General features: G+C 66.5%; 16 protein-coding genes. 6 read left to right on the plus strand and 10 right to left on the minus strand.

Annotated features, from left to right (window positions below; all coding sequences use genetic code 11):
- Positions 1 to 37: 37 nt before the first annotated feature.
- The 3 genes from FVD38_RS06950 to FVD38_RS06960 all read right to left on the minus strand — a co-directional run bounded on the left by FVD38_RS06950 (position 38) and on the right by FVD38_RS06960 (position 9,476).
- On the minus strand, positions 38 to 3,517 hold the full coding sequence (locus FVD38_RS06950; protein ID WP_147934142.1) for a GH92 family glycosyl hydrolase: 3,480 nt from the start codon (positions 3,515 to 3,517) through the stop codon (positions 38 to 40).
- Positions 3,514 to 6,216 carry a beta-mannosidase gene (locus FVD38_RS06955; RefSeq protein ID WP_229493469.1) on the minus strand — a complete coding sequence of 901 codons (2,703 nt, stop codon included), beginning with the start codon at positions 6,214 to 6,216 and terminating at the stop codon, positions 3,514 to 3,516. The genes FVD38_RS06950 and FVD38_RS06955 overlap by 4 nt, the downstream gene beginning before the upstream one ends.
- Positions 6,217 to 6,281: 65 nt before the next feature.
- Complete coding sequence (locus FVD38_RS06960; RefSeq protein ID WP_222706893.1) at positions 6,282 to 9,476, minus strand: TonB-dependent receptor; 3,195 nt, start codon at positions 9,474 to 9,476, stop codon at positions 6,282 to 6,284.
- Positions 9,477 to 9,819: 343 nt separating this feature from the next.
- On the opposite strand from FVD38_RS06960, the gene FVD38_RS06965 reads away from it, so the two are divergent.
- The gene (locus tag FVD38_RS06965) at positions 9,820 to 10,947 is read left to right on the plus strand and encodes a metallophosphoesterase (RefSeq protein WP_147934143.1); all 1,128 of its coding nucleotides are present in this window, start codon (positions 9,820 to 9,822) and stop codon (positions 10,945 to 10,947) included.
- Positions 10,948 to 10,950: 3 nt separating this feature from the next.
- Here FVD38_RS06965 and FVD38_RS26620 read toward each other — a convergent pair whose 3' ends face one another.
- Positions 10,951 to 13,257, minus strand: a complete 2,307-nt coding sequence (locus tag FVD38_RS26620; RefSeq protein WP_222706894.1) for an FG-GAP-like repeat-containing protein — start codon at positions 13,255 to 13,257, stop codon at positions 10,951 to 10,953.
- A 150-nt stretch (positions 13,258 to 13,407) separates the two neighbouring features.
- On the opposite strand from FVD38_RS26620, the gene FVD38_RS06980 reads away from it, so the two are divergent.
- Both FVD38_RS06980 and FVD38_RS06985 read left to right on the plus strand, forming a co-directional pair.
- A complete protein-coding gene (locus FVD38_RS06980) occupies positions 13,408 to 15,705 on the plus strand; it encodes a putative bifunctional diguanylate cyclase/phosphodiesterase (RefSeq protein ID WP_229493471.1) in 2,298 nt (765 codons plus the stop codon).
- A 26-nt stretch (positions 15,706 to 15,731) separates the two neighbouring features.
- Positions 15,732 to 16,586: a phosphate/phosphite/phosphonate ABC transporter substrate-binding protein gene (locus tag FVD38_RS06985; protein WP_147934144.1), complete on the plus strand. Its 855-nt coding sequence runs from the start codon at positions 15,732 to 15,734 to the stop codon at positions 16,584 to 16,586.
- 30 nt (positions 16,587 to 16,616) lie between these two features.
- On the opposite strand, the gene FVD38_RS06990 is transcribed toward FVD38_RS06985, so the two are convergent.
- Positions 16,617 to 16,865 carry a hypothetical protein gene (locus FVD38_RS06990; RefSeq protein ID WP_147934145.1) on the minus strand — a complete coding sequence of 83 codons (249 nt, stop codon included), beginning with the start codon at positions 16,863 to 16,865 and terminating at the stop codon, positions 16,617 to 16,619.
- Between the two features lie 221 nt (positions 16,866 to 17,086).
- Here FVD38_RS06990 and FVD38_RS06995 point away from each other — a divergent pair, with 221 nt between their 5' ends.
- The 3 genes from FVD38_RS06995 (at position 17,087) to FVD38_RS07005 (ending at position 19,385) form a co-directional block, all read left to right on the plus strand.
- A complete protein-coding gene (locus FVD38_RS06995; RefSeq protein WP_147934146.1) occupies positions 17,087 to 18,241 on the plus strand; it encodes an FAD binding domain-containing protein in 1,155 nt (384 codons plus the stop codon).
- 119 nt (positions 18,242 to 18,360) lie between these two features.
- Positions 18,361 to 18,660 carry a DUF1330 domain-containing protein gene (locus FVD38_RS07000; RefSeq protein ID WP_147934147.1) on the plus strand — a complete coding sequence of 100 codons (300 nt, stop codon included), beginning with the start codon at positions 18,361 to 18,363 and terminating at the stop codon, positions 18,658 to 18,660.
- 56 nt (positions 18,661 to 18,716) lie between these two features.
- Complete coding sequence (locus FVD38_RS07005; RefSeq protein WP_147934148.1) at positions 18,717 to 19,385, plus strand: type 1 glutamine amidotransferase domain-containing protein; 669 nt, start codon at positions 18,717 to 18,719, stop codon at positions 19,383 to 19,385.
- Between the two features lie 70 nt (positions 19,386 to 19,455).
- On the opposite strand, the gene FVD38_RS07010 is transcribed toward FVD38_RS07005, so the two are convergent.
- The 5 genes from FVD38_RS07010 to FVD38_RS07030 form a co-directional block, all read right to left on the minus strand.
- Positions 19,456 to 20,046, minus strand: a complete 591-nt coding sequence (locus FVD38_RS07010; protein WP_147934149.1) for a helix-turn-helix domain-containing protein — start codon at positions 20,044 to 20,046, stop codon at positions 19,456 to 19,458.
- 2 nt (positions 20,047 to 20,048) lie between these two features.
- Entirely contained in the window at positions 20,049 to 21,329 is a 1,281-nt protein-coding gene (locus FVD38_RS07015; RefSeq protein WP_147934150.1) for a type II toxin-antitoxin system HipA family toxin, read from the minus strand.
- A gap of 186 nt (positions 21,330 to 21,515) precedes the next feature.
- The gene (locus tag FVD38_RS07020) at positions 21,516 to 23,648 is read right to left on the minus strand and encodes a TonB-dependent receptor (protein WP_229493473.1); all 2,133 of its coding nucleotides are present in this window, start codon (positions 23,646 to 23,648) and stop codon (positions 21,516 to 21,518) included.
- A gap of 261 nt (positions 23,649 to 23,909) precedes the next feature.
- Positions 23,910 to 25,211, minus strand: a complete 1,302-nt coding sequence (locus FVD38_RS07025; protein ID WP_147934152.1) for a sugar MFS transporter — start codon at positions 25,209 to 25,211, stop codon at positions 23,910 to 23,912.
- Between the two features lie 169 nt (positions 25,212 to 25,380).
- Positions 25,381 to 26,607: a hypothetical protein gene (locus FVD38_RS07030; RefSeq protein WP_229493475.1), complete on the minus strand. Its 1,227-nt coding sequence runs from the start codon at positions 26,605 to 26,607 to the stop codon at positions 25,381 to 25,383.
- Positions 26,608 to 26,860: the final 253 nt, after the last annotated feature.

Raw genomic sequence — 26,860 nt, forward strand, 5'->3', positions numbered from 1 at the left:
CTCGGCAGAACGTACTTACTGCGTGCCTGTTTCGTGTTTACCTGGCGCTCAACACACCGGTCGACGGCTTGCGCACGCCCGGCTGCAGCAGTTCGAGTTCGGCCACCTCCACCGTGCTGCCGTTGTCGAAGCGCAGGCGGTATTCGCGGTAGGCGCCCGGCTTGGCGATACCGAACGGCCGCAACTGGCTGCCCCAGTCGAAGCGCTCGCCGCTACGCCCGTCGAGCACGGTCCAGCCACCCTTGCCGCTGCGGCCCTCCAGCGTCCAGCCCAGGCCTTGCGGCGCGGACGCGCCCGCGGTGATGGTGTAGTGACTGATGCGGGTTGGCGCTGCAAACGCGAACGCGACGCTGGCGCGCGGCGGCAGGGACAGCACGGTCGCCGCATCGTCGTCCACCAGCGCGCCGGCGATGCGCTTGCCGTCCAGGGTCACGCTACGCGCGCCGCCGCTGCGATCGTCCAGGCCCTCCGGCTGCGCGCCGGGGGCCGTGAGCGAGGCCGGCAGGCTCGCTGCGTCGCTGCCCCAGGTCGACGGCGCACTGCCCATCGTGAATTCCAGGGTGGCGCCATTGGCGATGTCTGCGTGCTTGATCCAGGCCTGGTTCCACGGCTTGCCGTTGACCTTGAGCGACTGCACGTACACGTTCTGCGGGCTGTTGTTGTTCGCGATCACGCTCAGCATGCGCCCGTTTTCCAGCCGCACGTCGGTGCGCGCAAAAGCCGGCGAGCCGATCACGTACTCGGGAGAACCCATGCGCAGCGGATACAGGCCCATCATGGCGAAGGTGTACCAGGCCGACATCTCGCCGTTGTCCTCGTCGCCGGCGTAGCCCTGGCCAATCTCGCTGCCCAGGTACAGGCGGCGCAGCGCTTCGCGGGTCAGCGCCTGGGTCTTCCATGGCTGGCCGGCGGAGGCGTACAACCACGGAATGTGATGCGAGGGCTGGTTACTGTGCGCGTACATACCCATGCGCACGTCGCGCGCCTCGGTCATCTCATGGATCACCCGCTTGTAACGGCCCGAGAATTTTTCCTCACCCGTCTCCGGGGTGGCGAAGAACTGGTCCAGGCGCGCCGCCAGCTTGTCGCGGCCGCCCATCAGGCTGGCCAGCCCCTCGGCATCGTGCGGGGTGGTGAAGGCGAAGGTCCAGGCGTTGGCTTCGGTATAGTCCGCACCCCACAGGCGCGGCTCGAAGCTGGCCGCCGGCTGGCGCCACTGGCCCTTGGCGTCACGGCCGCGGAAGAAGCCCGTCGCCGGGTCGAACAGGTGCACGTAGTCGGTGGCGCGCGAGGCGAAGTATTCGCTCTCTTCGCGGTAGCGGCGCGCGCGCGCCGTATTGCCCTTGCCGGCCTCCTCAATCGCCAGCGCCTGCCCCATCTTGGCCAGGCCGAAGTCGTTCAGCGCCCCTTCCAGCGTCCACGACATGCCCTCGTGCACCGTGGTGTCGGCATAGCCACGGTACATCGACTTGCCCAGGCCCTTGCGGCCCACGTTCGAGACCGGCGGCGCGACCGTCGCGTTCTTCAGCCCCGCCTCGTAGACCTGGTGCACGTCGAAACCGCGCACTCCCTTGAGCCAGGCGTCGGCGAAGGCGACGTCGGAGCTGGTGCCGACCATCAGGTCGGCGTAGCCCGGGGACGACCAGCGCGCCATCCAGCCGCCGTCGCGGTACTGCTGCAGGAAGCCGTCGACCAGTTCGCCGGCGCGGGTCGGCGTGAACAGCGCATAGGCCGGCCAGGTGGTGCGGAAGGTGTCCCAGAAGCCGTTGTTGACGTAGTTCTTGCCCGGGATGATCCTGGCCGAGGTGCTGGAGCCGTCGCCGCCGGCATTGTCCTTGGACCAGCCGCTCTGGTCGGCATGGCGCCAGTCCGGCTTGTCGACCGTGCCGACGTTTTCGTGGGCCATGTTCGGATACAGGAACAGGCGGTACAGGTTCGAGTACACGGTCACCAGCTGGTCTTCGCTGGCGCCCTGCACGTTCACCCGGCCCAGTTCCACGTCCCAGGCGGCCTGGGCGCGTTCGCGCACGGCCTCGAAGCCGGCGTTGCCGACCTCCATATCCAGGTTGCGCCGCGCCTGCTCGAGCGAGATCAGCGAAGTGGCGATGCGCATGCGCACCTCGCCCTTGGCATCGGGCTTGAACTTGACGTAGCCGGTCGGGCGTCCGGTCTCGAGCGCGCCGCTGGCGGTCCATGGCTGGTCGAAGCGCGCGAACACGAACATGCGCGAGGCGCCGTTCGACAGGCCGCTGCGGGTGTCGGTATAGCCGCGCAGGGTCTGGGTTGCGGCATCGAGCGTCAGGCCGCCGCGCGCGTCGACGTTGTCGAACAGGAGGTTGGCGTCGGCGTCAAGAGGGAAACGGAAGCGAAACACCGCGGCGCGCTCGGTCGGCGCGATCTCGGCGCGGATGCCGTTGTCGAAGTCGACCCGGTAGCCATGCGCGCGCGCCTGTTCCTGCTCGTGCGAGAACGACAGCGCGCGGCGCTGGCGGTCGGGGTCGGGCTGGCCGCTGGCGGCCGACGGCATCACCTGGAAGGTCTGGCGGTCCCCCATCCACGGGCTCGGCTGGTGGCTGAGCGACAGCGCCTGCAGGCGTGGCCGGTTGTCGGGACCATTCTTCTCGTTCCAGCTATACATGAAGCTGAGCGTGCCGGCGTCGGTGACCGGGGTCCAGAAGTTGAAGCCGTGCGGCATCGCCGTCGCCGGGATGTTGTTACCGCGTGAGAAGGTGCCGTTGGCCTGGGTGCCGCGCGTGGCACGCACGTAGTCCGACACGCGCGTGACTGCCAGCGGGGCCTGGTCGGCGATGACGATGTCGTCCAGCCAGCCGCTGGCCCTCGCCTTGCCACCCGTGGGCCGCACCTCGAGCTCGATCGACTTGATGCGGCGGCCCTTCAGCTGGCCCAGGCGCACCGATTTGTTCGCCCACTGCTGCGGGAACAGCGTCTTCGATTCGGCCTGGGAGGCGGCGCCGACACGTACGCCGTGGTGGTCGAGGATGCCCAGGCTTGAGACGCGGCTGCCGTCGTCCAGCACCAGGTCGAGCGAGACGCCGGTCGAGGCGACCGTGTCGTCGTCGACGATCTCGGGCAGCACCTTCCACGACAGCGTGGTGTCGGTATCGATGGCGATATCGACCGGGAACAGCTGCATGCGGCCGCCGCCGCCTTCGGCCTGGTAGCGCAGCGCGCGCAGGCCGCTGTAGCCGGCCTTCGGCTTGGCGGTGTAGGGGCGCTCGGGACCCGCACCGGCTTCGACGCGCACACCGCCCTCGGCCAGGGTCGCCGGCATGGGTTCGTTGGCCTCGAACGAGCTCGAGAACCGGGCCGCGTCCGTGGCGGGCGCCAGGTTGTCCGGCGTAGTGCTGGCGCAGCCGAGCAGCAGCGCGGCGGCGGCGACCTGGGCCGCGATGGCGCGCCGCCGCGGGGCAGCGCCGCGGCTTGCGCCTGCGCTGCGTGGTTGGTCGGACAGCAAGGCGGCGCTGCTGGAATCGTGAGCGGTTGCTTTCTGCGTCATGGTGCGGAAGGGCTCCTGGTCTGTGGAAGGGTGGCTGGCACGGCATCGTCCAGCGCGCGAAGTTGCAGGGCGGCGCTCAAGGCGTCCTCGGTGGCGTCGGACGTCACCTCCAGCGTGATGCGCTCGCCGGGCAGCAGGGTCACGGCGTTGTCGGACAGGTCGGCATCGAGGTCGCCGAAATCGATCCAGACCGCGCGCGCGAGGCTGGAGGCGGAGATGTCGAGCAGGTAGGCGCCGGAGTGCTGAGGGTCGCGGCGCAGTGTGGCATGGAGGCCGGCATCCCTCCAGGCGATGTTTTTGGCCGGCGCAAAGTACACCACGGCGCGCGCGGTCGGCTCGCCCTCGGCTTGAAGCTCGAATACGGCAACGGTTGAGGCGGGATCGGCCGTGCCGAGCAGGTCGGCATCGCGGTAGGCGGCGACTTTGGTCGCCGACAACGGCGCCATCTCGACCGGCTTGCGCTCGTCGCGCAGCACCCTGCCCTCCAGCGTCATCACGCGGGTACGCAGCTCGCCACGCACGCGGCTGGTGCGGTCATTGAGCAGACTGAGTCCAGTCTCGCCCCTGGCGTCGCGCAGCGCGGCCAAGGCCACCGGTGCGAAAAATCGGCGCGCGTGGAAGTGCAGCGCCTTCGGGCGACCGAACCAGTCGATGCCGGACCAGGAAGCGCCCGGCCAGACGTCGTTGAGCTGCCAGTACAGCGAGCCCATGGTATATGGCCGGCTGCGGCGGTGATGCAGCGCCGCCAGTTCGATGCCTTCGGCCTGCATCGCCTGGCTCAGGTAAACAAAGCCGGCGAAGTCGCGCGGCGCGCCGAACTCATCATTGATGTACTTCATCAGGCGTTCGTTGCCCTTGCCGGCCATGAACTTCTGGTGGGCATCGATCACGGGCGCGCCGAGCTGCTGCTGGTCGCGCCGGGCGAAGGCATCGATGGTGCGCTGGACCGGCCACGCCTGCAGGCCGTACTCGGACATGAAACGCGGCGTGATCTCCAGGTATTTCGTCACCGGATGGGCCGGATTGCCCCACACCTCCCAGTAATGCATATCGCCGCTGGCCTCGGTGTTGGCGACTTCCTGCAGGTCTTGGCTCGGTGAGCTGGACCAATAGCCGATGCCGCCGCCCTCTTCCCGCACCACCTGGCGCAAGTCGGCGCCGAATAGCTGCACATAGCCCTTCCACACCTGGTCGGCGAAGGCTGCGTCGGCCGCCTTCAGCGTCTTGCCGTGCCCCCAGTATTTCCAGGCGATCTCTTGCTCGTTATTGCCGCACCAGAGCACCACGCTCGGATGGTTGCGCAAGCGCCTGACCTGGTCGCGTGCCTCGTGCACCACGTTCGCGCGGAAGGCCGGGTCGTAGGCCGGCTGCATGCCGCCGCCGAACATGAAGTCCTGCCATACCAGCAGGCCCAGTTCGTCGGCAAGGTCATAGAAGTCGCGCCCTTCATAGTAGCCGCCACCCCAGCTGCGCAGCATATTCATATTGGCGTCCCGCGCCAGTTCCAGCGCGCGGCGCAGTTGCGCCTTCTTGACGCGCGGTTGGAACATGTCGAACGGGATCGTGTTGGCGCCCTTGGCGAATACCGGAATGCCGTTGATGACGAAGTAGAAGGCGGTGCCACGCGGGTCGCGGTCGCGGCGCAGTTCGACGCTGCGCAGCCCGGTGCGGGCGGAGACGCCCGCCAGCCGGGTCTTGCCATCGGCGACCTCGAGCTCATAGCGGTACAGCGGCTGCTTGCCGTAGCCGTTCGGGAACCAGCGCTGCGGCGCGTCGACCGCCACCGGAAGCGCGATGCGATTGGGGCCGGCGCGCAACCGGGCGGTCTTGCGGACGGCCAGCACGCGCGCGCCATCGGGCGCGGTCTGCCACAGGCGCAGCTCGACCGCCGCAGCGCGCACCGCGTCAAGCGAGGCGATCGCGGTCAGCTCGGCGCGCGTGGCGTCGACGCGGTCCTGGCGCAGTTGCAGGTCGTCGATGCGCAGCGCATCCCAGCTTTGCAGCACCACCGGCTTCGTGATGCCGGCGCCGACGTAGCGCGGCCCCCAGTCCCAGCCGTAGTGATAGCCGGGCTTGCGCACGAAGTTGCCGGTCATGGCGTCCTGCGGCTCGTCGCCGTAGGGAGAAGGATAGTTGCCTGCGATTTTGTGCGGCATCGCCGCGACCTGCGGCAGCATCCGCGCGATCGGCGAGCGCAGCACGATGCGCAGGATATTGCCGCTCGGGCGCAGCCGGCCCTCGACCGGCACGCGCCAGGTACGGTGGGCGTTGTCGGCGTCGAGCAGCTTGTGGCCGTTGAGCCAGACTTCGGCGAAGGTGTCCAACCCTTCGAACACCAGGTCGCTGCGCCCGTTGCGCAAGGCCGCGCGCGAGGCATCGAATTCGACGCGGTATTCCCAGTCCGCGAGGCCGATCCATTGCAACCCGGCCTCGGGCGCGCCGATATATGGGTCGGGTATCAGGCCGTGCGCCATCAGGTCGGTGTGCACCGTGCCCGGCACCGTGGCCGCGCGCGACGGCGCCGCTTCCGGATAGGCGCCGGCCTGGGTGTCGCCGGGCACCATGCGGAAGGTCCAGCCCTGGTCGATGGTGAACTGCAGCGGGGCGTCGGCCTGGACGGCGTCGGCCTGGGCGGCGCCGGCGAACAGCGCCATGACCAATCCGAGCAACAGGCGCGTGGAGGACATCAGTGTAGACATGGCAATCATGAGATGTGGGCCTCCCCGCCTCCTGGTCGAGGTGCGGGGAGGCGCGACGGCGGAACTCAGAACTTGTAGTTCAGGCCCACGTATGCCACGCGGCCCGCGTAGCCACTCGAGTAGTAACGCGCCTTGGTGTCGTTGCCCAGGCGGGAACGCGACTCTTCCTCGGTCAGGTTCAGCACCGACGCGGTCAGGCTGAGTTCCTTGGTGAAGTTATAGGCCGCGTTCAGGTCGACCTGGCTGTATGGCTCGTCATACACGTTCAAACCGTTGACCAGGCCGTTGACCACTTCTCCGCGGCGGTTGTACGACGCGCGCAGCATCATCTTGTCGTCCGAGTAGAACACGGTCAGGTTGGCCTGGTTCTTGGCGCTGCCCACCAGCGGCGAGGTGCCGATCTGCTGGCCGTTGGACAAGGTGATCGCGGCCTGGTTGGTCTTGTTGTACGTATAGTTTGCCTGGAAGCCAATGCCGGAATCGAAGGTGTGCTGCGCATACACTTCGATGCCCTTGGACACCGCATCGCGGCCACCGGCGCTGGTGCTGTAGTTCTGCACTGCCACCGACTGGCCGCCGATGTCCAGGGTGACGTCGCGCACCACCGGCACCGCGAAGTTGCTCACGTTCTTGCGGAACACGGCTGCGCCCAGCACCGAACCGCGCGTGAAGTACCACTCGAGGCCCAGGTCGTATTGGGTGGCCTTGAAGGCGTCCAGTTCCTTGTTGCTGCCCGTACCGAACCAGCCGACCTGGTCGCCGCCGCCGATCAGGCGGCGGTCGTCGACGTATTCCTGGCCGAAGTTGCGCAGGCTGCCCGGGGCGGCGATCGAGTTGTAGCTCGGACGCGCCACCACCTTCGACGCCGCGCCGCGCAGCAGCAGGGTGTCGGTGAGGTCGAAGGCCAGGTTCAGGCTCGGCAGGTAGTCGGTGTAGGTACGGTCGAGCGCGCTCACCACGAAGGTCGAGATGTGGCCGCTGGCCGGATTGGTCTGGCTGTCCGGCAGCACGGTGAAGCCGCTGGTGCAGCCCGAGCCGGCCGGCGCGCCGGCGGCAGGCGCGCCGCCCGGCAGGCATGGCGCCGGGTTGCCGTCGGGGCCGTCGAAGAAGTAATCGTTGTAGTAATCGACCTGGTCCGTCGAATCGGCGTGCTGGCGGGTGCGCACCACGCGCATGCCGAGGTTACCGCGCAGGCGGTCGGTCTTGATGTTGGCCTGGACGTACATCGACGTGATTTTCTCGTCGACGTTGTAGACGAAGTTGTCCTCGTTACGGGTCTGCATCGGGCCGTAGGTGCTATTCAGGTGCGCGATATAGGCCGGATAGTTGATCGCCGGGAAGGCGCTCGCCTTCAGGCCGTTGGTCAGGTTGCCCAGCTCTTCGCTGTAGAGGAAGTCGGGACGGAATTTGTTGGCATTGACGTCGCAACCGTTCTGGAAGCGGCTGTCGTAGTCGCCCGGGTCGGCGCCCTGGCAAACCCAGTAGTTATTGCCGGTACGGCGGTTGGTGCCGCCATCGCGGTACTTGGCGCCGAACTGGATCGAATCGAGCCAGTTGCTCTTGTCGACGTGCCAGGTCAGGTCGGCCTGGGCGTAGTTCTGGTCGGTCTTGTTGCGGGTCCACGACGAGCTGGTCGAGCCAAGGTCGATCTCGCCGATGCCATTGCGCAGGTTGGCCATCAGCTCCGGCGAGAAGTTCATGGTCGGGGTGCCGGAGAGGTCCCACGACGAGAAGTGGTTGCCCAGGCTCCAGCTGCCGTCGGCGTTCTGGCGGCGCGGCTTGATCGGCATGCCGAGCGTCATTTCCGGACCGCCCTCGGCCCAGGTGCGGCCGAGCTTGATGTCGGCGTCGAGCGACTCGCCCTTCCAGTTCAGTTCGAAGTCGGCGGTCTGCGACAACGCTTTTTCGCGGCTGATGTTGCCGGCGATCTGCGGGGTCGGAATCGTGCAGTCGTCGGGACCGAAGCCGCCGGTATTGGCGAACCCGGCCGCCCCGGCCTGCGCCGAGCTGCAGTAATAGTTCTTGCCCGGACGCGCGCTGTACTGGGCGCCGGTGACGATGCTGCCGCTCGGGTCGAAGGTCAGGTGGTCGAGCATGCGGCCGCCCGGATAATTGCCGTCGCCGTTGAAGCGCGCGATGCTCCATTCCGGGATCTTCAGGGAATTGGTCTGCGTATTCTGCTTCAAGTCGAAGCGGAAATAGTTGGCCGTCATGTTCAGGTTGCGCAGCGGCTTGAATTGCAGCGTCAGCTGGCCGCCCTTGCGCTCGCGTTCATTGGTCACCACGTCCAGGTTGACCGAAGTCGGCAGGGCGAAGTTGGTGTAGTAGTCGCCATCCTGGTTGTAGAAGCCCGATTCGCCCCACCAGTACGAGTTCAGGCCGTTCGGCTGGCCGTTGACGTCGACCGACGGATTATTGGCGCGGCTGTCGCTGTACCACTGCCAGTTGGAGGTGCTGCCGCCCATGGTGCGGATGGTGCGCTTCTGCTGGGTGTAGCCGATCAGGACGCCGATGCGGTTGCTTTCGTCGTGCCAGGCGTACTGGCCCGAAATCTGCGGGTCGGTCTTCTTGGTGGTGTCGGACCAGGTGCCTTCGGCGTTCAGGAAGCCGGAACCCGATTTCACGTCCAGCGGACGGCGGGTGCGCAGGATCACGGTGCCGCCGATGCCGCCTTCGTCGAAGCGCGCTTCCGACGTCTTGTACAGTTCTGCGCTGGCCAGCATATTCGACGGCATCAGCGTGTAGTTGAACGAACGCGACGGGTCACCGTTCGATTCGGCGGTGGCGACGTAGTTGCCGTTCAACTGGGTCAGCGTCAGTTCCGACGACAGGCCGCGCACCGAGACGTTCTTGCCCTCGCCGCCGCTGCGGGTGACGACCACGCCCGGCACCCGCTGCAGGGCGTCGGCCACGTTCTTGTCGGGGAATTTGCCGACGTCTTCGGCCGTGACCACCTCGACGATCGAATTGGCCTCTCGCTTCTGGTCGAGGCTTTTCTCGATCGCGTAGCGGTAGCCGGTAACCTGGACCGTCACCGGTGCCACGGTATTGGGCTGGACCGCGGGCTGTGCGCCCGCCTGCGCCGGTTCTGGTTGCGCAGCGCCCTGCTGGGCCACCGGCGCTGCGGGTTCCGCTGCGGTGCTCGCAGCCGTCTGCGCGTGGGCGCTGGAAAGGGTCAGCAGTGCGGCGCCGACCGCCATGGCGATGGGCGTGATGCGGCAGGTCTGCTGCCGGGAAGCGGCTTGGGTTCTTGAAGTCATCGTTTGTCTCCTTGTCGTGCCCTGTGGCGGGCTTTCTTTTAGGCGGAACCTTTCGGGTTCCATGGAGCGGCATGCCGTGCTTTCCCCGGATGCGCGGACGCTGGAATGATAGCGTTCACAGGGATTTACTAAACGACAGTGATGCCGCGTGCATAGCAGGGGTCTTCGTGTAACAACAAGCGAATTTATACAAAGGAAAGAACTTTCACTCAACAGTCTTTCGCGGAACGGGCGAAGTTTAGCGAAGTTTAGTAAACGACGATAAACCGCGCGCGGCCCGGCCCCCCTGGGCAGAGTGCGATATCATCGCGGCAACTTAACCAGAGACAAGAAAGTTGCCGCTGTGTTTTTCCCCTATGTTTATCTTGCCTACCTGTACTTCGTACTGCGCCTGATCGTTCCCCTTCCCCTGCACCGCTACACCCGGATCGGGCTGGGACTCGCCCTGCTGCTGGTCTGCCAGCACCACATGATCCAGCGCTGGGTGTTCGGCACGATGTATTCGCCCGAGATCCCGCGCATCTTCATCATCCTGCTGGGCTGGTTGTACTGCAGCTTCCTGCTGGCGCTCCTGCTGCAGCTGCTGGCCGACCTGGCCCTGCTGGCCGCCTGGGCGCTGCGCCGCGGGCGCGCCGTCGATGCACGGCTGACGCTTCGTGTGCGGTATGCCGTCCTTGCCGCCGGCACCCTGCTGTCGGCGGTCGGCGTGGGCCAGGCGATCGGGGTGCCCGAGGTGCGCCGGGTCGAGCTGGCGATCCGCGACCTGCCCCCGGCCCTGGACGGGTTCCGGATGGTGCAGCTGACCGACCTGCACATCAGCCGCCTGATGCACGGGGACTGGGTGCGCGAGGTGGTCGAGCGCAGCAATGCGCTGCGACCCGACCTGGTCGTCATCACCGGTGACCTGATCGACGGTTCGCCGCAGGCGCGCGCGGGCGACGTGCGGCCGCTGGCCGACCTGGCGGCGCGCCACGGCGTCATCGCAAGCCTGGGCAACCACGAATATTATTTCGGCGCCGAGCGCTGGACCGGCGTCTTCGAGGGACTTGGCATGCGCGTGCTGGTCAACCGCCACGCCACGATCGAGCACGATGGCGGCCGCCTGACGATTGCCGGCGTGACCGACCGGGTGGCGCCGCGCTTCGGCATGGAAGGGCCGGACACGCGCCGCGCGCTCGAAGGCGCGGCGCCGGATGCGCCGGTCGTGTTGCTCAGCCACCAGCCGATCGGCGTCGCCGCCAATGCCGAAGCCGGGATCGACGTACAACTGTCGGGCCATACCCATGGCGGGATGATCCGGGGTGTCGACCAGGTGGTGAAACGCGCGAATGGCGGCTACGTCTCGGGTAGTTACCGCGTCAAAGGGATGGAGCTGTATGTCAGCAATGGCACCGGGCTGTGGAACGGGTTCCCGATCCGGCTCGGGGTGCCGGCCGAGATCACGGAATTCGTCCTCAGGCCGGCGCGCTAGTCCTTACCGCTTCTTCTTCTCCAGCTTCGGCACCGGCGGCAGCGACGCCTGGTGCTTCTTGATGTCGCTGAGCAGCAGGCGCGCCTGGGTTCCCCAGCCGCCGATGAAGACGTCATCCTTGCCGTCGCCATCGAGGTCGCCCCGGCCCATGCTCCAGCTGCGGCCGACGGTCACACCGGGCAGCACCGCCAGGGTCACCTCCTTGAAATTGCCCTTGCCGTCGTTCTGCCAGGCGCGCGGCTGCAGCGGCACGAAGCCCGGCACCTCGATCGCCCCGACCAGCAAATCCGGCGCGCCGTCGCCATTGAAATCGACCACCGTGCCGGCCCAGCTCGAGAAGGTGTGCGCCGGCAGGCGCGCCGCGGTCTCGTCGCGGTAGTTGCCCTTGCCGTCGTTGACCAGCAGGCGCGTTTGCGGGTCTTTCTCCCAGCCGGCGTTATTGCTCGTGATATTGAAGAACACGATCTCGAGCTTGCCGTCGCCGTTCACGTCCAACACGTGCACTTCGCGGGTCTCCATCGGCACCTTCAGCTCGAGCCGGTGCGACTCTTCCCTGAAACGCCCTTTGCCGTCGTTGATCAGCAGGCGATTCGGCTGGCTGGGGCTGGCCAGCACCAGGTCGAGATGGCCGTCACCATCCATATCGGCCAGCACCGCGCCCTCGGTCTGGTCGTTCGCCTGCGGCAGGTGGGTGGCGGAGGCATCGATGAAGTAGCCGGGCCGCTTGGGGTCGCCCAGGAACAGCAGGTTCTTGGCCGGCACCTCCTTGCCACCGCCCGCCTCGCCGGTGCTGCCGATGAAGATGTCGGGCAGGCCGTCGCCATTGACGTCGCCGACCGCCAGCCCATTGCCCTGGCTGTGGGCCGGCAGGCGCGCGCTGGCGTCGACGAAGCCGCCCTTGCCGTCGCCCAGGTAGAGCTGGTGGTGCTCATCCGCCTCGGCCACGAACACCACGTCCATATGGCCGTCGCGGTTGAAATCGGCGGCGCGCACGTGTTCGCTGTCGTGCATGCGGGTGCCGAAGGCGTCGGGGACGTAAGTCAGCTTGCCGCCGCCATCGTTGCGGTACAGGCGATTGACGCCGTGCTCCACCGAGATCACGACATCCAGGTCGCCGTCGTGGTCGACGTCGATGAACACCGAGTCGGTCGCGTGCAGGGCCGGTGCGACCGGCACATTCGGCAGGGTCGCATCGATCCAGCCGGATCCCGGCGCCTCGGGAATCAGGGAGAAGGCATCGTAGGCGGGATCGCGCGCAGTGGGCTTACCGGGCTTGCCAGGCTCGATGCGCCAGAGATCGTCCAGCTCCGGCCCGCCGCCGCGGTTGCCGCTGCCGGCCGCAAGATATACTTTGCCGTCCAGCGTGGCGGCCTGGGTGCCGTGGCGGCCGACCGGCAAGGCAGGCAGCGTGTGCCAGCGGGCGCTTTTCGGGTCCCAGGCCTCGACTTCGCGGTGCGCGTGTTCGTGCTTCATGCTCTCACCGCCCATCACCGCCAGCTTGCCGTCGATGACGGCGCTGGCGGTCCCGGCGCGCTGCGTCGGCAGCGGCGCAGGGAGCGTGCTCCAGCGCTTCGCCCTGAAATCGTAGACGTCGACCTCGCCGACGGTCTGCGCCAGCGCGTTGCCCAGGTCGTGCGCGGAGCGGCGTCCGCCCGCCGCATACAGCTTGCCGTCGATGACTGCGGCGTGGAAGTGGTCGCGCGCATGCGGTGCGTCGGGGAGTTCGGTCCAGCGGCCGGTGGCCGGATCGAAGGCGTCGAGCCAGGCGACGTAGCCGCTCATATGGCCGCGGCGGTTGCCGCCGACCAGGTAGATGATCCCGTCATGCACCGCCACGCCGCTCGCGCCGCGCCGCCGCTGCGGTGGAATCTCGGGACCCTTGCTCCAGCGGTCGACCGCAGGATCGTAGATCAGCACGTGCGGCACCGGAGACTCTTCCGGGAACTTGCCGGTCAGGGCGCCGAGCACGTATAGCTTGTCGCCGAACTCCACGCCCTGCAGATGGTGGATCTCGAATGGCGGCGCTTCGCCTTTGGTCCAGCGCCCGCTGGCCGGGTCGTAGATCTCCAGGGGCCGTTCGCCGCGTCCGCCAAGCAGGATCAGGCGACCGGCCACCGCCACGAAGCCGTTCTCGTGGCGCGCGGTAGGTCTGGAAGCGTCACTTTGCTGGCGCCATTGCGGCGCCGTCGCCTGGGCGGGTTCATGGGCCTGGGCGGCGCTGCCGCCTATCGTCGTGACAGCCAGAGCGACGGCGACGGCGAGCCGGGTCCAATAAAGGTTGCGCGGCTTGGCGCAAGGGTCAAACGTCATCGATGCGATCCTCCATGAGAAGCAAATGGGCTGCAAGCGGAAAGCATAGCAGACTTGACAATTCAGCAAGCACGCCTGACATCGCCATGTCATGGACCTGTCACGTGACGTTGTTAGCATGGCTCGTTCGGTTCGATAAATGACAGCCCGGTGCCTGCCTCCACCCCTCTTCCATTCGCCATCCTGCGCCGCCGCGTCCTGTCACTGGTCAGCCCCAATGCCCTGCTGCCCGTGACCTGCGTGCTCGGACTCACGATCGTGCTTTCGATCTGGGCCTTTTACTTCGATCGCGCCGAGCAGGAGAAAACCGTCGCGCGCCAGGCGGCGACCACCAGCAGCGAAAACATCGTCCTGATCGTCGCGACCAATCTCGAGGAAGTGCTGGGCCGGGCCACGCTCTATGCGCGCATCGCCGCCAGCGAAGCGACTGGGGCGCAGCCCAGCGCCCTCCACCTGAATCCGCAAATGGTCGGCGACTCGGCCTATGTGCGCGCCGCGCTGTTCGACGCCGGCGGCGCCCTCGTGTACTCGTCCGCCAACCAGGACCGGGAACCCGAGCTGCAGCAGCTTCTCGAGGGCACCGGCGGCGCCCCGCCCGACGCGCCGGCGATGGCGTTCGGGCACCCCGCCGCGAGCGGCAAGTATCCCTGGCGCCTGCCGGTCCTGGTCCGGCTGGACGGAGACCGGGGCCACTACGGCGCGATGGTCGACCTGGGCTACTTTTTAGGCAGCTACCGCAACGTCGACCTGGGGCCGGAAGGACGCATCGAGATCGTCCACCAGGACGGCGCGCCGCTGGCGGTCATGCAGGGCGGGATCCTGTTGCCCGCGGCGTCGCGCGCGACGGGGATGATGGAGCCCGCCGCCGGCGCCATCGTTGCCCGCGAAGTCCTGGCCGACATCCCGATCCGGGTGACCGTGATCCAGGATCCGGCGGTCGTCCTGGGACAGCTGGATGCGCAGCACCGCTCGTACTTCCTGCGCGCGGGCGCCTATTCTCTGCTGGTGCTGGTCATCACGATCGGCATCGCGGCCGGCCTGTGGCAACAGCAGCGGCTGCACAGCGCCGTGGCCGTTTCGGAACAGGAAAAGCAGCGCCTGATCGCCCAGCTGGAGCAGGAAAAGAGCCGCGCCCTCGCGCTGGCCTCGCAAGACCACCTGACGGGGCTGGCCAACCGCCGGATGTTCCAGGAGATGGCGTCGGCGGAACTCAAGCGGGCCAGGCGCAGCCGCAACCTGTATGCCCTGCTGTTCTTCGACCTCGACCGCTTCAAGGTGATCAACGACACCCTGGGCCACGGCGTCGGCGACCAGCTCCTGAAAGCGGTGGCCGCGCGCCTGCGCGGCGCCGTGCGCGAGTACGACCTGGTTGCCCGGCTGGGCGGCGACGAGTTCGTGGTCTTGCTGTCCGAGGTGCCGTCGGAGGAATTCGTCGCCCAGCTCGCCGGCAAGCTGGTGCAGGGCCTGTCGGCGGTCTATACGAACCTCGACGGCCACGACGTCGAAACGAGTCCCAGCGTCGGCATTGCGCTGTATCCGCGCGACGGCCAGCAGCTGGACGCGCTGCTGCTGCATGCCGACCAGGCGATGTACAGCGTCAAGGCGCGCGGACGCGGCTTCTTCAGCTTCTACGACGCCTCGCTGAACGCTTCCAATGCGCTGCACTCGGAGCTCGCCGCGCGCTTCAGGCCCGCCATCCAGGACGGCGAATTCTGCCTGCACTTCCAGCCCAAGCTGACGCTCGACACCCTGCAGATCGTCGGCCTGGAAGCCCTGGTCCGCTGGCAGCACCCCGACCATGGCCTGATCTTCCCGGGCGACTTCATCCCCCTGGCCGAGGAACAGGACTTCATCGCGCCGCTGGGGCGCTGGATCATCGACGCCGTGTGCCGCCAGCTGGCGCAGTGGCGGGCGGACGGCGTGCCGCTGGTGCCGGTGGCGATCAACGTCTCGGCGCGCCAGTTGCGCGACGAACGGCTGCTGGAAGACTTCCTGGGCGCACTGGCCCTGCACGGCATCGCACCCGAGCTGATCGAGATCGAACTTACCGAGAGCAGCCTGATCGAGGATGCGGAACTGGCGCAGCGCAACCTCGACGCCCTCGCCGGCGCCGGCATCCGGATGGCGCTCGACGACTTCGGCACCGGCTTCTCGGGCCTCTCGCGCTTGAAGCAGTTCCCGATCCATACCGTCAAGATCGACCGCTCTTTCATCCGCGACATCCGCAACGACACCAACGACGCGGTGATCGTCGCCTCGACCATCTCGCTGGCCCACAACCTGGGCCTGACCGTGGTGGCCGAAGGGGTCGAGACGCGCGACCAGCTGGTGCACCTGAAGGCCGCCGGATGCGACCAGGTGCAGGGCTTCTACCTGCAGCGCCCGTGCGCCGCGGCGCAGATTGCGCCTCTCCTCCACAAGCAGTACCTATCCTTCCAGCCGACATGAACCCCGATCCCCGCCGCCGGACCCTCATGCAGCTGCCGCTCCTGGCGGCCCTCTCCGCGCATGGCGCGCCGGCGCTGGCGGCGGCCTGCGAACGGCCGAACCGGCTGCGCTTTTCCATCATCCCGCGCGGCGACGTCAGGAAGGAGATCGCGGATCTGCAGCCGCTGCTCGACCAGCTGCGGGCGGCGCTGGGCATCCCGGTGGAGATCTATGCGGCGCCCTCGTACGGGGCGGTGGTCGAAGCCCTGCTGTCCGGCGCGGTCCAGCTGGCCCGGCTGGGGCCCGCGTCCTACGTGTCCGCCAGGCGCGCCGATCCCATGCTCACGCCGTTCGCCAACTATGCGAACAAGGCGAGCAGGTTCCAGCCGGCCGGCGCGTTCTATCACTCGCTGCTGATCGTCAGGGCCGGCAGCGCGATCATGGACGTCGGGGCGCTGCGCGGAAAACGCCTGGCGCTGGTCGATCCCGAGAGCACCTCGGGCGCCCTGATCCCGCGCCACGTATTTGCGAAACAGGTCGGCCGGCCGCTGGAAGCGTATTTTTCCCAGGTCGGCTATTCGGGCAGCCATACCCAGTCGATCAACCGGGTGCTGGCCGGCCAGATCGACGCCGCCTTCGTCGGCAGCCAGAACCTGGCGACGGAGATGGCCTCGAATCCAGCCAGGGAGCGCCAGATCCGGGTCGTGTGGCGCTCCGGCCCGATCCCGACCGACCCCTTCGTGTTCAGGGGCCAGCTGTGCGACGACTTGCAGGAGAAGATACGCGGCGCCTTCTTCAATCGCGGCGGCCCGCAGAGCGCAGACGTGCTGGACAAGCTGAACGTCGCGCGCTTCGTGCCGGTCTCGGACCGCGATTACCGGATCGTCCAAGAGATTTATTGAGGTGGATGAGAGGCGCGCCCGCCGGCAGCCTCAGAAGAAAGGCCAGGCGAGGCGCCCCTTCAGGTGCAGCACGACCCGCAGCGCCGGGTAGCCGAGCGCGAAGCCGAAGGCCAGCAGGCAGGATGGTTGGCCCATGAAGGCCAGCCAGAACCCGGCGACCATGCTGGCGGCCACCAGCACCATCAGCCATAGCTCGATACTGAGCAGGAATCCGGACGCTGCGCGCCACACTTGCCGCAGCTCGGCGGCGACTTCGCTGACGGACTTGTCATGCACCATGGCAGAGTTACCTCCTCGACCGGACCGGCGCCCGGACCGTTACTGCATCCTAGCCCCGGCGCCGACAAGCAACATTGCCGCACGACAATAAATGCGACGAAGTTCCAGTATCGTGAAGCGGCGGACTCATACCCAGGTATGCCCCGCCCTATCCGATGCGCCGATAGGCGGCGGTACGCAGCCCCCGGATAATGTGCTTACCCTGATCATCCGGAGCCGCCATGACCGACACCACCGCACCGCGCGCCATCATCATCGGCGGCTCCCTCGGCGGCCTGTTTACCGCGCTCACCCTGCGCGCCATCGGCTGGCGGGTAGACGTGTTCGAGCGTTCGCCGCACGCCCTCGACAGCCGCGGCGGCGGCATCGTGCTGCAGCCCGACGTGCTGCACGCCTTCCACTTCGCGGGCCTGCGCCATCCCGGCGCGCTGGGCGTGGCGTCCGGCGACCGCATCTTCCTCGACCGTGACGGCACCGTCGTGCAGCGCGGCTACCAGCCGCAGACCCAGACCTCGTGGAATATGCTGCACGCGCTGATGCGCGCCGCGCTGCCGGACTCGCAGGTGCATCCGGGCGAAACCCTGCTGCGCTTCGAGCAGGCGGGTGGCCAGGTGCGCGCCCATTTCGCCGGCGGGCGCAGCGAGACCGGCGACCTGCTGGTCGGCGCCGACGGCGCGCGCTCGACGGTGCGCCGGCAACTGCTGCCGGCGCTGGCGTCCGACTACGCCGGCTACGTCGCCTGGCGCGGCCTGGTGCCCGAGCCGGCGCTCAGCGGCGACGACCGGGCGCTGCTCGACGGCGTGTTCGCCTTCCAGCAGGGCCCGGACCACATGTTCCTCGAATACCTGGTGCCGGGCGAGGACCGCTCGCTCGCGCCCGGCGCGCGGCGCTGGAACTGGGTCTGGCACCGCAAGCTGGCGCCGGAACGCCTGCCCGGCGTGATGACCGACGCCGGGGGCCGCCAGCATGCGTTCTCGCTGCCGCCCGGCGCGCTGCGGCCCGAGCACGCGACGGCGCTGCGCGAAGACGCCGCACGCAGTCTGGCGCCGCAATTCGCGCGCCTGGTCGGCCTGACCGCCGAACCCTTCGTGCAGGCGATCCTGGACCTGGACAGTCCGCGCATGGTGTCGGGCCGGGTGGTGCTGGTGGGCGACGCCGCCTCGGTGCCGCGCCCGCATACGGCCGGCGGCGCTGCCAAGGCCGCGGCCAATGCGCTGTTCCTGGCCCAGGCCCTGCAGCGCACCGAGGTGCCGGTCGAAGAGCGGCTGCGCGAGTGGGAAGCGCTGCAACTGCGCGCCGGCCGCCTGATGCTCGAGGCTGGGCGGCGCATGGGCGACCGGATCATCGGCTCCGTACCAGCCGATGCTTCACGGTGAAAAATGGATCGCGATTCATACCCGCAGGATTTACCGTCTTTAACTTTCATCGCCGGACGATGACGATTATGCTGATATGGCGCCGATGACCTTTCGGCGAACCGAACTAAAGGGAATCCATGTCAGCATACGTCGTCTTCATCCGCGAAAAAACCACCGACCAGGCCCAGATGGACCAGTACGCGCAAACGGCGCCCGCCGCGCGCGCCGGCCACGACATCACCCGGCTCGCCTTCTATGGCGCGCTCGAGGTGCTGGAGGGCCCAGCCGCCGAGGGCGTCGCCATCCTGCGCTTTCCCGATATGGCGGCGGCGCGGGCATGGTATGACAGCCCGGCCTACCGGCAGGCGCGCGAGCGCCGCCACCTTGGCGCCGACTACCGGATGCTGCTGGTCGAGGGCAGCGACGCCGCGCAGTAAGCGGCCTTACCTGCCCCCACTCCCCTGCCGGACCATTCACTTTCCAGGAGAACCTCATGAGCATGAAGCACGTCCTGTTCATCGTGACCAACACCCATGAAATCGGTCCGCACAAGCGCCCGACAGGCTACTTCTTCCCCGAGATCGCGCACCCGGTCGAGGTGTTCGAACGGCACGGGGTGGCGGTCGAATACTGCTCGCCGCTGGGCGGCGCGCCGTCGGACGACGGCTACGACGAGAGCGACCCGGCCCAGGCGGTCTACCGCAACAGCAAGTCGATCCGCCGCCTGGCGCGCCGCCGCCGCCTGGCCGAAGTGGACGTGCTCGACTACGACGCCGTCTTCGTCCCCGGCGGCCTGGGCCCGATGGCGGACCTGGTCACGAATCCCGACGTGAAGCAGGCCCTGGCGCGCGCCTGGAACGCCGGCCTGATCGTGTCCGCGGTCTGCCATGGCCCCTGCGCCCTGCTCGGGGTGAAGACCGAGGATGGCGCGCCGCTCATCAAGGGCCGCCAGCTCACCGCGTTCTCGAACCGCGAAGAAGAAAACTACGCGAAGGCAGACGTGCCCTTCATGCTCGAGGATGCGCTGGTGGCGGAAGGCGCGCAGTTCTCGGCGGCCGATCCCTGGCAGGTCAAGGTGATCGTCGACGGCCGACTGATGACGGGGCAAAATCCCGCCTCGGCCGGTCCGCTGGCGGAAGAGATCGTGAAAGCGCTGGGCTGACGAGGTAGAACGGCATCGCCACACCCACCAGGAACCTCGACCGTCCGACGTAGTCCGACTGTTGCCTGCATCAGGGTGAGCGCAGCTTCTTTCTTGTACGGACAAGCGGTTTGGTCGTCGCGGTGTCATCAGGCACGGTGCTGTTTCCCGGCCCAGGCAGCTGGGTCGAATCGCCCATAGCGGCCGTCTGTTTAAGTTGCTGCAAAGCGGCATTCATCTGATGCTTGAACTCGGCAATGGCCTCCGCAATTTCGTGCATGCCAGCGGCGGCGTTGTCCCTATCATGCTTGAACTGGATGAGTATCGCTTTCGACACGCTGGCATCGTCGCTCGCCATCGCAGCAAGATCGTCGGCAGGTTGCAGGACACCGTTGTCCTGCGCTTCGCGCATCACCGGAACGAATGCCACCTCCAGACCGAAGAACTGGCCGATGCGATTCAGCGTCGCCATCGTCGGATTGCCCTGTCCCAGTTCGATTGCCTTGATTACCCTGGCGCTGACGCCACGGTGTCGCGCGAACTCCTCTTGCGTCATCCCGGAAATCGCCCGCATCTCACGTACGCCCTCGGTGAGTGACAGCCTGGCGGCGGCTGCGGACGCAAGCATGCGATTGCGTCGCTCCCGAATCTGCGTCTTGTCGATCGGTTTTCTTCTGCTCATGACTACCTCAATGCCAGGATGTGGGTTCGTTGCGCTTCGACGCTGGGTTTGACGAATTCGACGATGTCATTGTCGATGCCTGCCTCGCGCATGTAGTTGGGCAAGGTCGCCAGTTGTTCGCCAAAGCGGACCAGGGCGTCCACCACCTGCGCATGCTCCGGACCGGACAAGGCCAGGTGATCCAGGATGTCCGTCCAGTGCCGAAGTTCCTTGCGTGTTTCACGGTGATACCAGCGCGCCGAGCGGGTGATGCCTTCGGGGTCCAGGTACATCGGTGCGAAATCGAACAGGGGCGTCAGGCGAACGATACCATCGGCAGATTGCACCGCTGTGTTGCGAGCATGGTTATCGGTATTGCGCATGGCCAGGTTGAGCACGTCGCGCCGGATGAACTCGATGGTCTCTTCGGTCGGATCGTCCACGACCTTGCGTATTGCCTCCAGCAGTTCGAACTGGTTGGCCTGGGTACCGAAACCGGCCAGTTCGGCGATCGAGGCCACGCTCTCCTGGTGAAAGCGCTCTACGTATCCGTCCCGTGCGCGGCGGTCGAAGCGAGGAACGAACAAGGTGTTTTCATGCCATGTCGGCAGGTCGAAGGTACGGATGCCAAGTCGGTGAGCGACTTCCATATAGCCGGCTTCGTTGCGCAACACCTTGCGATCGTCTTCGGATGACCCGCGTGGTCGCTTGACAATGTAATGGCGCCGGGCACGGTCGTCGGACAGCGCCGCATCCGGATACCATTTGCCGTCATGCCCTTCGGTCAACAGGTATTTGGGGGCGACTCCCTGCACGCCAGTGCCACCTGCCGCCAGCATGCCATGGACCATCATCACTTCATGGAAGTCTGCCGAACGTGCGAGCAATTCATCGAAATCGAAACCCGCGGCAGCAACATCATGGCGTCCGACATGCTGCTCGTAATAATGCACGGCTTCCCTGACCCGCAGTCGCCCGATGGGATTGAAGGCGCCTGCGCAGAGCAGCGGGAGATCGGACGCCTGGGCATCGGGAAGCTTGAGATGATCGAGGAGAAACTTGCGACCATTCCCCTGCGGTACGAGATCGTACAAAAACGTCGGCCAGGCCTCGCGGACATGGCGACTGGCATCGACTGGAAGGACGAGCGAGACCGGAGACGGCGCGTTACCGAAAGCGTAGGGCAAATCGTACTCGAATACGCAATCGTTGGCCCTGAAGCCGTTGTGGACGATGTCTGAAAAGCTCGCTGTGGCAGCTGCCATCCACTGGCCGTCCTGGAAAATCTCGATATGGCAGTCCATATTCGCTCAACGCCCTTAAAGTGCACTAAATGATCCTGAAACCAGTATAGCAGCTAGTTTGTGCACCGGACAGCAGATAGCATGCGGCCATATTCGCAACTGACACATTCTTGAGTCCAAATAAAAAATTGCCGGCGCCAGCCGGCAATTTTCACTCCTGTCCTGCGTCGAGCCTCAGGCGCATCCCTAGAAATCGAACTGCGCCGACACCAGCGCGGTGCGCGACGCGGCTGCGGTGGCAAAGGTGCCGTTGGCCAGCCAGTAAGCCTTGTCGGCGACGTTCTCGACGCTGGCGCGCAGGATGACAGGACGACCCATCAGGCTGGTGCGGTAGCGGGCGCCGATATCGAAGCGGGTCCACGATGGCAGGAACAGCGTGTTGGCGGCGTTGAACGGGATGTCCGAGGTGTGGATGGCGCGGGCATTGAAGCTCAGGCCCGGCACCTGCGCCAGATCCCAGTCGAGGCCGGCGCTGAGGGCGCGCTTCGGCACGCCATTGGCGTCGTTGCCCTCGTTTATGCCGCCCTGGGTTTTCTGCAGTTCGGCGTCATAGAAGGTCGCGCTGGCCATCAGGCGCAGGTCGCGCACGACCTCGCCCATGACCGACAGTTCCAGGCCGCGGTTGCGCTGGTTGCCGTCCATGCTGTAGATCGTGGTGACCGGATCGGTGACGGCGTTCGGACGATCGATCTGGAACACGGAGATGCCGGTCAGGAGCTTGCCCTGCTCGACCTTCACGCCGGCCTCGTACTGCTTCGATTTATACGGGGCGAACACCTCGCCCGCATTCGCCGCAGTCTGGGGCGCCGTCCCACCGCGCGTCAGGCCGGACGTGAAGTTAGTGTACAACGACACATTGGCCATCGGCTTGACCACGATCCCGAGCAGCGGCGAGGTCGCGCTCTCGTCGTATGACGTCGTGCTGGCTCCGCTCGGTGCGATGTTCTTCGCGACGACCTTCTGCTTGCGCACGCCGCCGGTCACCAGCACGCGGTTGTCGAAGAACGACAGGGTGTCGGTGAGGGCAATACTGGACAGCTCGGTGCCCGAGGTCGTGGTCGGCGACTGGCGTACCCCGGTCATGGCCGGCAGCGGCACCGGATGATAGATGTTCGAATTCACCGCGGCGCTGGCCGGCCCGGGCAGGTAGAAGCTGCCGGACTCCTGTTCCAGGCGCGAGGCCGAGACGGTGAACATGTGCTTCACGCCCAGCCCTTCGACGGTGGCGCGGGCGCCGACCTCGCCGGTCTTGTTGCGGGTGGCTGCGTCGTACCATGCATTGGTGATGCGCAGATTGCCCGCCATGTCGATCGCATCGTTGCCGCGCGCCGCAGGGAAGTCCTGCTCATAGGCGTTGTAGTGGTAGCCGGCGGCGGCGTACAGCATCACGTTCGGGGCCAGGTCGTATTCCAGGCGCGACGAAATGGTCGAATCGCGCATCGCGAGTTCGACGCCCGGATACATCGCGCTCTTGCCGGACGGCGCATCCGGGATCCGCGTCACGTTGGGACGGAAGCTGGACTGGCCGCGGAAACCGTCGGTGTCCTCGCGCTGTGCATAGGCATCGACCACCCAGCGCAGGTTCGAGGAGCGGTAGTCGAGCGCCAGCGCGACCAGGCCGGTCTCGGTCTTGCTGTGGTCGAGCGTGTTGTCGCCGTTGCGGTAGACGCCGTTGAAGCGCACACCCCACTGGCCGGCATCGCCGAAGCGGCGGCCGACGTCCACGTGGGTGCCGAAGATCGACTTGCTCTCGAAGGTGCCGGTGATGCGCGTCAATGGCTTGTCGCCCGCGCGCTTGGTGACGATATTGATGTTGCCGCCGGAGCTGCCGCCGGGGGGAATGCCATACATGAACGTGCCAGGGCCTTTCAGCACTTCGACGCGGTCCATCATCGCCGCCGGCATCCGGTTGCCCGAGGCGAGCCCGTACAGGCCGTTCACGCCGACGTCGCCGCTGCCCACGTTGAAACCGCGGATCTGGAAGTCGTCGCTGAAGCCGGAGGTCGAGGTCTGCACCCGCACCGAGGCTTCGTTGACGAGCACGTCGGCCAGCGTGCGCGCCTGCTGGTCTTCCAGCAGCTGCGAGGTGTAGTTCGTGGTGCTGAACGGGGTGTCCATGATGTCGCTTGCCCCCAGCACGCCAACGCCGCCGCGGCGCGCCACGCCGCCATTCATGTAGGGCGCCTCATCCAGCGTGCGGGCGCCGGTCACCAGCACTTGCTCGATCTGCGGCGTCGCGGCGTTCTGGGCGTGCACGGCGCCGGCCAGCAGCGCGATCGGCGCGGCAACAAATGCGCTACCCCAGACCCTGCCGATCATCAGGCACAGTTCCGTGGGACGATTGGATTGGGCAGATGGCGGAGTCCGAAGCTTGGTCATGAAGAGGTCCAGTAAGAATTGAAATTGAATGCAAATGAGAATTATACTCATTTGCATAATCAATCACAATATTCTTGATGGATTCACCGCCTTGTCGACCCTTGAAAAGAAGGACTGCGGCAGCGTCTTACGGAGCCCTTGGCGCTGTCCTGGGCGGCGCGCAGCCAGATCCTCTCGCCGATGATCTGACTGCTGCCCCCTTCAGTCCGGCCGGCCGGCATGGCGGCCGCCTCGCGCTCCCCACACGGCGTAGAACAGCACGTACAGCTCGCATGCCGCCGTCAGGAGGAACGACAGTTGCAGCCCGACGGTATCGGCGAGCCAGCCTTGCGCGATGACCAGCGCCCCACCGGCAATGGCCATGATCAGCAGGCCCGCGCCCTCCTCGGTGAGCGGCCCCAGGCCCCGGATGCCCAGCGTGAAGATGGTCGGGAACATCACCGAATGGAACAGGCCGACCGAGACCAGCGCCCACAGCGCGACCTGGCCGGTTCCCAGCGCGGCGACCAGCATGACCATGAAGGCGCCGATGCTGGCCATCGCCAGCACGTGCTGCGCCGCCACCCGGCGCATCAGGACGCTGCCGGCAAAACGCCCAACCATCATGCCGCCCCACATCAGGAACAGGTAATGGGCGCCCTGCTCGTGGCTCAGGTTGCCGATCTCCGGCAGCGCCACGAAGTTGATGAACAGGTTGGCGACGCCGATTTCCGCGATCAGGTAGATGAAGATCGCCGGGATGCCGAGCACCAGGTTCCGGTGGCGCCACAGCGACAGCGTGGCGCGCACTTCCTTGCTGACGCGGCGCGTGCCGGCATGCAGCGCCGGCAGCGGGAAACGCGCGATCGCCACCGCCAGCAATACCAGCACACCCGCCACGATAAGGTAGGGCAGCTGGACCGTCTGGGCATCGGCGAGGCGCTCGGCCTGGGTAAGGACCGTGTTCGCCTCGGCGGTGCCGGAGTTCGAGCGCCCCAGGATCAGATAGGCGCCAAACAGCGGCGCCAGCGTCGTGCCGAGCGAGTTGAAGGCCTGGACCAGGTTCAGGAGCGACGAGGCTGTTTCTGGCGAGCCTACCACGGTCACGTAGGGGTTGGCCGACACCTGCAGCAAGGTGATGCCGCTGGCGATCACGAACAGCGCGAACAGGGTGACGCCATACGATGGCAGCCGCGCGGCCGGGACCATCAACAGGGAGCCCACGGCCATGATGGCCAGGCCGGTCACGATCGCCCGCTTGTAGCCGACGCGCTCGATCAGCCGCGCCGACGGGATCGACGCGATGAAGTAGGCGGCGAACCAGACCGATTCGATCAGCGTCGTCTGGGTATAGCTCAGGTCGAACACGCTGCGCAGGTGCGGCAGCAGGGTGTTATTGATGACGGTGATGAAGCCCCAGATGAAGAACAGGCTCGACAGCAGCGACATGACGGCGAAGCTGCTGACCCTCACCGATCCGGCTACGGTGGAAGCTGTGCCGGAAGCGGCAGTGGGACCGGGCATGGAAGACTCCTTCAAACGGATCGATCGGGATGCTGCAACGCTCCGGTCCGCTCGCGGCTGGCGCCGACGGCCCGGTCCCGCATGGTAGGGCCTTTCGTGATGGCATTCCAATCAAGAATTTGACGAGATCGATACCCGTTTTGATATCATTCCCCGCTTCTCGCAGGCCTCAGAAGTAGTAACCAGCCTGCAGATTGATGCGCCGCGTGAACCCCTGGTGCGCGGACGAGGTCGCTGCCAGGCCGCCGAGATCCGGCGACAGATAGGGATGGTGCTTGCCCATCATCAGGTCCGCATAGAACGACCACTTCCCTGCCCCGAAGCTCATCCCGGTCACGTTCTGCACCGAGTCCCGATAGGCGCCGCTGCGCTTTTTCAGGACGCTGTAGTCGTTGTAGACCTTGAACCCGCTGAACGGGCCGATCCTGCCGGGAAGGTCGTAGCTGATGTTGGCGATATGGATGTCGCCCTTCGATGCGACCGGGAACGGATAGCCGAAACCGCCGACCAGGACGAAGCTGTTGGGGTCCAGCCCGCCATAGGTCTGCTCGGGACCGTGGGCGGTGCGGTAGCTATAGCGCATCGACTGCAGCATCACATTGACGCGACCATAGTTGCCGCGATAGTGGACCGCCCCGGCGTGGCGCCGGGTGTCGGTGCCGCGGCCGTTGTCGATCTCGCCGGTCAGGCCGGAAAAGCCGAACTGGTGGCGGCCCTCGGGCCCCACATTCCACACAACGCGCCCCACCAGGGTGTTGCGCTCGCTGTCGGTCTGGCCGGTGCCGTAGCCCTGCTCGTCGTCATCCTTGACGATATTGTAGGAATACCGGTTCGAGGCGCCCGCCGTATTGCTGCCGCCGCCGTAGGAACCGCCATCGCGCGGGAAGAAGGCAAGCTGCCATTCGACCGGACCGGGGCTGCTGATGTATTTCACGCCGAGGTCGTATTTGTCTTCGAAGCCGGCATAGAAGGCGATCGACTCGTAGAAGTTAATCGAGGCGAACGGCAGCAGGCCGAAGGGATTGCTGTCCAGGCCCACATGCAGTTCGCTCTTGTCGTCGAAGCGCACGCCGCCCCAGGCATGGCGCAGGAAATGCTGCCAGTAGTCGCCCTGCCCCTTCGGGTAATTGTTGTAGCGGTACTGGGCCGAGCCGATCATCCGGCCGTCGTCGTAGTTGACGTCCAGGCGCGCCGTGTCGAGGCCGACGAAACCGCTGCGGCGATCCTTGTCCCAGCTCTTGTGGCCGTAATTGAAGCGGATCGCGCCGCCGATCGTCAGCGGCGATGCCGCTTCCTCCTGCGCGCTCTCGACCTGTTGGGCATAGACATGGCCGGACGCGAGGACGGCGATGCCGGCCAGGGCCGCGCACAGGCCAGTCATCGTCTTCATTTTCATGCGAGCGCTCATGCGAGCTAAAAGCGCCGCCCTTGTCGAATCGAGGTCTTGCGGGGTAATGGTGTAGTGCAAATTCACGTAGATTTCCTGAGTGATGATCGGCGCGCCGCGGCCGGCGTCGAGCGGGCGATGGCGCAATTGACGAAGAATCCCGGGCCTACGGTCTATTGACGGCGCAGCAGAACTTGATATCGGGCGATCCATGTCGCGCGATGTGCAAGCTCCCGAGGTCGAAGTGGCCTGCGATTGCCCT

The sequence above is a fragment of the Massilia arenae genome (assembly GCF_008014745.1).
Taxonomy (GTDB): Bacteria; Pseudomonadota; Gammaproteobacteria; order Burkholderiales; family Burkholderiaceae_D; genus Telluria; species Telluria arenae.

Excerpts from the sequence above, each read along its gene's own strand:
- FVD38_RS06950 (WP_147934142.1), bottom strand. The coding sequence starts at position 3,517 with ATGACGCAGAAAGCAACCGCTCACGATTCCAGCAGCGCCGCCTTGCTG.
- FVD38_RS06955 (WP_229493469.1), bottom strand. The coding sequence starts at position 6,216 with ATGTCTACACTGATGTCCTCCACGCGCCTGTTGCTCGGATTGGTCATG.
- FVD38_RS06960 (WP_222706893.1), bottom strand. The coding sequence starts at position 9,476 with ATGACTTCAAGAACCCAAGCCGCTTCCCGGCAGCAGACCTGCCGCATC.
- FVD38_RS26620 (WP_222706894.1), bottom strand. The coding sequence starts at position 13,257 with ATGACGTTTGACCCTTGCGCCAAGCCGCGCAACCTTTATTGGACCCGG.
- FVD38_RS06985 (WP_147934144.1), top strand. The coding sequence starts at position 15,732 with ATGCAGCTGCCGCTCCTGGCGGCCCTCTCCGCGCATGGCGCGCCGGCG.
- FVD38_RS06990 (WP_147934145.1), bottom strand. The coding sequence starts at position 16,865 with ATGGTGCATGACAAGTCCGTCAGCGAAGTCGCCGCCGAGCTGCGGCAA.
- FVD38_RS06995 (WP_147934146.1), top strand. The coding sequence starts at position 17,087 with ATGACCGACACCACCGCACCGCGCGCCATCATCATCGGCGGCTCCCTC.
- FVD38_RS07000 (WP_147934147.1), top strand. The coding sequence starts at position 18,361 with ATGTCAGCATACGTCGTCTTCATCCGCGAAAAAACCACCGACCAGGCC.
- FVD38_RS07005 (WP_147934148.1), top strand. The coding sequence starts at position 18,717 with ATGAGCATGAAGCACGTCCTGTTCATCGTGACCAACACCCATGAAATC.
- FVD38_RS07010 (WP_147934149.1), bottom strand. The coding sequence starts at position 20,046 with ATGAGCAGAAGAAAACCGATCGACAAGACGCAGATTCGGGAGCGACGC.
- FVD38_RS07015 (WP_147934150.1), bottom strand. The coding sequence starts at position 21,329 with ATGGACTGCCATATCGAGATTTTCCAGGACGGCCAGTGGATGGCAGCT.
- FVD38_RS07020 (WP_229493473.1), bottom strand. The coding sequence starts at position 23,648 with ATGATCGGCAGGGTCTGGGGTAGCGCATTTGTTGCCGCGCCGATCGCG.
- FVD38_RS07025 (WP_147934152.1), bottom strand. The coding sequence starts at position 25,211 with ATGCCCGGTCCCACTGCCGCTTCCGGCACAGCTTCCACCGTAGCCGGA.
- FVD38_RS07030 (WP_229493475.1), bottom strand. The coding sequence starts at position 26,607 with ATGAAAATGAAGACGATGACTGGCCTGTGCGCGGCCCTGGCCGGCATC.